The sequence below is a fragment of the Bradyrhizobium sp. genome (assembly GCF_019244115.1).
Taxonomy (GTDB): Bacteria; Pseudomonadota; Alphaproteobacteria; order Rhizobiales; family Xanthobacteraceae; genus Bradyrhizobium.
Genome location: NZ_JAFATE010000354.1, coordinates 1 through 3997 on the forward strand (window position 1 = coordinate 1; position 3997 = coordinate 3997).

Annotated in this window: 4 protein-coding genes; 3 read left to right on the forward strand and 1 reads right to left on the reverse strand. The window is 61.8% G+C overall.

The window, feature by feature from the left end; genetic code table 11:
- Both JOZ76_RS15705 and JOZ76_RS15710 read left to right on the forward strand, forming a co-directional pair.
- A partial coding sequence (locus JOZ76_RS15705) for an SDR family oxidoreductase (RefSeq protein WP_291699532.1) occupies positions 1 to 154 on the forward strand: 154 nt, incomplete at its 5' end.
- A 460-nt stretch (positions 155 to 614) separates the two neighbouring features.
- On the forward strand, positions 615 to 1316 hold the full coding sequence (locus tag JOZ76_RS15710) for a DUF899 family protein (protein WP_291699529.1): 702 nt from the start codon (positions 615 to 617) through the stop codon (positions 1314 to 1316).
- Positions 1317 to 1439: 123 nt separating this feature from the next.
- Here the strand turns inward: JOZ76_RS15710 and JOZ76_RS15715 are convergent, their stop codons facing one another.
- Positions 1440 to 2657, reverse strand: coding sequence for an SGNH/GDSL hydrolase family protein (locus JOZ76_RS15715; protein ID WP_291699530.1), 1218 nt, complete (start codon positions 2655 to 2657; stop codon positions 1440 to 1442).
- Positions 2658 to 3136: 479 nt separating this feature from the next.
- Here JOZ76_RS15715 and JOZ76_RS15720 point away from each other — a divergent pair, with 479 nt between their 5' ends.
- Complete coding sequence (locus JOZ76_RS15720; protein ID WP_291699531.1) at positions 3137 to 3277, forward strand: hypothetical protein; 141 nt, start codon at positions 3137 to 3139, stop codon at positions 3275 to 3277.
- Positions 3278 to 3997: the final 720 nt, after the last annotated feature.

A 3997-nucleotide genomic window follows, 5' to 3' on the forward strand; every position in this document is an offset into this window, starting at 1 on the left:
CATTCCGCTGGGGCGTGCCGGCACGGCGGACGAGATCGCCGCCGTGTTCGCCTTCCTCGCCTCGGATGATGCGAGCTACATCACCGGGCAGACGATCTTTGCCTGCGGCGGTCTCACGCTGTTCGGCGAATTCCGCGACAACTGGGCGAGCTGAAGCGTTGCGAGATAAGACTTCGATCGTTGCTGCGAAGGAGGTCCGCCCCTCTCCTCGCCCATCGCTGCCGGAGCGGCGCGGCCAGTTCTTGTTCCTGAGCTCGCTCATGGCGCCTCTCCGATGTTCTCCGCGGCAACCAGGGCGCCCATGAGGGGCGTCCCTACCCATGATCCCGCAGGGGCGACCCTCGTGGTCGCCCCTCGTCTCGTGGCATCGCTCGTGGCGCGGCGACCTCTCCCCGCAAGCGGGGAGAGGTGAACGGCGGACGCGGTGGGCTTATTCAGCTAGCCTGAACTTGACGGGTCGTGATTCAGCCAAGTTCGCACCCGGCTGAAAATTTCATAGTAGGCCGTGTCGGTCTGTCCTCGGTTCCTTCGTTCTTGAATTAGGAGGCGCCGGATGTCGGCGCTGCGCCGGAACCGCTCATCGCCTCATTGTTCGATTTTGCGGAGCAACTCGAATGACTGACACCCTCATTTCTGCCCGGGAGCTGGCTGCCGGACGGCATCCACCGTTTCCCGGCGAAACTGCTGACTATGCGAACGCGCGGCAGGCGCTGCTGGCCGAGGAAATCGAGCTTCGTCGCCAGATCAGCCGGGTTGCCGAACGACGCCGTGCGCTGCCGCCCGGCCCCGTAATCAAGAAAGACTACCGCTTCGTCGATGCCAACGGCACCGAGCTTGGTCTGCCCGACCTGTTCGGGGCGCACGACACGCTGGTGACCTACTTCTGGATGTTTGGTCCGCAGCGGGAACGGCCCTGTCCGATGTGCACCAACCTGCTCGGACCTTTGAACGGCAATGCCGCCGATATCAAGCAGCGGACAGGGCTGAAAATCCTTGGCCGCTCGCCGGTCAGCCGCCAGATTGCGTTTGCCCAGGAGCGCGGCTGGACGCAGCTGGATTTCGTTCAGACCGTTGGCGATGATTATGCCAGCGATCTCGGTGTGCTCACGCCAGATGGTCTGGAATGGCCCGCGCTCGTGGTCTACCGTCGGGATGGACATGACGTTCGTCTGTTCTGGGCCGGCGAGATGAGCGGGGCGATGGCCGACCCCGGGCAGGATCCCAGGGGCGCTCCGGACCTCGCGCCATTGTGGAACATTCTCGATCTCACGCCTGCCGGCCGTGACCCCACCTGGTATCCAAAGCTGAGCTATTGACACGCGCAAGCCGAGGGAGAACCTGCTGGATCAAGGCGCAGGCGCCCCGGCGTGTGCTGGCGCTCGTCGAGCGCCTGGGAGCTTTGTGTCGCGAAACGGCTTTCCACGCCATCTGGCAACCGACTAGCAGCCGGGCCAACCTTTCTTGACATGCTCGGCGACCATCGCGCCAAGAGCCGCGGCTCCCTCGGGCGAAAAATGGAAGTCGTCGAAGAAATAGTCTTTGTGCCCCTCGAACAGGCGCGCGGCGTCCACACACGACAGCCCGTCCGTCCGGCATTTGTCGAGCAGCGTCGCGTTGTAAGCCGAGAATCCGGCCATTAGCGCATCGCTCGTGTACCATTTCACGTCGGGCGATTGAAAATCGCCGCCGATGAAGCCGGCAAAGAGCTCCCGACGGGTACTCTCGGACATCGTCTTTGACCAGACATAGGGCTGCGTCACAAACACGATCGGCGCGCCATACGTGTCGGCAAACTCTTTAAGTCGTGAGATGGTCTGGCGATAGGTATCGAGATGGCTCGACAGGTCCGGCAGCTCATCCACCCATTGCCGGTCAGTGACCTTGGCGTGGGCATCACGAAGTGCCTTTTCGTAGTCGCCGAAATCTGACGTGGGGATTGGCTCGGTCGCGGCTCTCGACCAGCTCTTGTAGAGCCTTTGAACTAGCGCCAGAAGCGCCGAATGGCCCTCATCATAGTGGTCATACATCAGGGCTTGCTTCCGCCACCAGCCTTCCGGCGTGACCAGCGGATGGTGTATGTGCAGATCGAACAGAAAGTCGGTGCCACCGAGCAGGACGATGAACATGTCGATGCGCGGCGCGTACTTCACGACTTCTGGCAACTGAAGGAGATGCTGACGCGCGTTGACGCCGGCCTTGCCGAAATTCCCGGTCCAGACATGCGGGATGCAAGATCGCAGGTTCTGGCCGACCTGTTGGACCCAGGTCTGACGCTCCGGTAATACCCAGTCCTGGACGGTGCTGCTGCCGAACACCGCTATGCGCGGCGTGGAAAATGCGGTTGGCGCCTCGCCCCGACCGCCCAGATTGTTGATGGTTATGACGTGATCCTCATGCACGCGCGGCAGCAGATTGTTGTGATGCACGGCGATGGACCAGCCTGGTGTGAGAATATAGGCCGCGGTCGGATCGAAGATAAACTGCCGGCAGAGCCACTCCAAGGCAAGAATTGCGGCGGCAAGGCACGCAAAGCTGAGCAGGACTTCGCGTCGAGATGCTTTCAGGCGCCGCCATATCGATGAAGAAGGCTGCGAGACGGCGGATCGAGGCTCGTCGAAAACTGGACTAACCATGCGACCTGTCCGGTCCATCTGCATGGCGATCGGAAGATTTCCGCTTCAGGAATGGCTCTCCGCAACCAACGCTGCCATCCGTGCGTGCCGAAGCAGGCCAACGCGCCATCAATGTGCCAGTGATCGGGTCGATGCGTTCGCACCTGCTGTCTGTTGCCCACACGCACGAGCCATGCTTCCGGCATTCGTCAACCAGATCGGCATCGTAAGAGCTCCCGACTGGCGGCAGCGATGCGCGGGACACGATCCAAAACGACGCGACCAAAAGCACGGCCGTCGATGATGCGAGCGTCACTCCGACCACAATCAAGTTGCCACGGCCTCTGGCGGCCATGTCGCCCCCTAGTTGCATGCACTCGTACGGTCACGTGCATATTTCCAGCAAGTAATACCATTGCAAACGATTGAACATCAATCAAAAATACCGGCTACCGCAAATCGCTCGCGCACCGAGCACAGTATCAAGCTACCAAACAATCTCTCATTGAATCAGCTGGTTACCCATGACCGATATCGCCGCCCTTTCGACGCGCAATGCTGCGCGCCGGCAACACGTGCACATCCGTGCCGACCGCCTGGCCTGCTTCAAGGCAGCCGGCAAGCGGCTCTGTGCCTCCGGCGCCAAGGCGCGCTACCAGGCGTAAGCGACAGCCTGATCGAGCTTGCCGCGAACGACAGCACCATTCGCATCGTGCCGCGGTGGTTCGTCGCGATCCTCTCGGAGCGCGAATATGTCCGACCGCCGCACTGATCCGCTGTCGTGCCATCGGTCGCGGGCTTCATCCCCCCGCACCCGAGCAGGCGGAGCCTTGGCGGGGCCGTTAGCGAACGGCGCGAAACCTAGAGACATCGCCATGCCGAGCCCACCGGGCGCCATCCGCCGCAGGGATTTATTCTGAATTTCAAAAAAATCGTCTTGACATTTCTAAAAATCAGAAGCATTATCCGCGCATCCCGCCTCACTCGAAAGAGGGGCGTTTCGGCCGATCGTCACGATACGTGGAGCGCGGGATGCGGTGGACGCTTTGGCGACGCGCACGATTCGTTCGTGCGGACGAACGGCGCTGAGGCGGACGGCGAAGTCGTGTGGTCCTGTCGCCCCGACGCTGGCGACAAATCGCGCTGATGACCTCAAGCGCGATGACGGGGGCAAGAGAGCCCGGGCCCCGGGGAGAGCACGCTATAAGCGTTAAAACCGTCGCGCAGGGAATGCCGGACTTGGGCTCAACAGGTCGTCGCAACACTTCAGATGCGGAGGTTGCGGTGGGCATTCGAAAGAAGCGATCAACACGGGCGCGGCTGGGGTCGCTGGGACGACCGCCTGTTGCGGGGCGAGTTGAACAGGAGGTGTTTTGGCTGGGGAT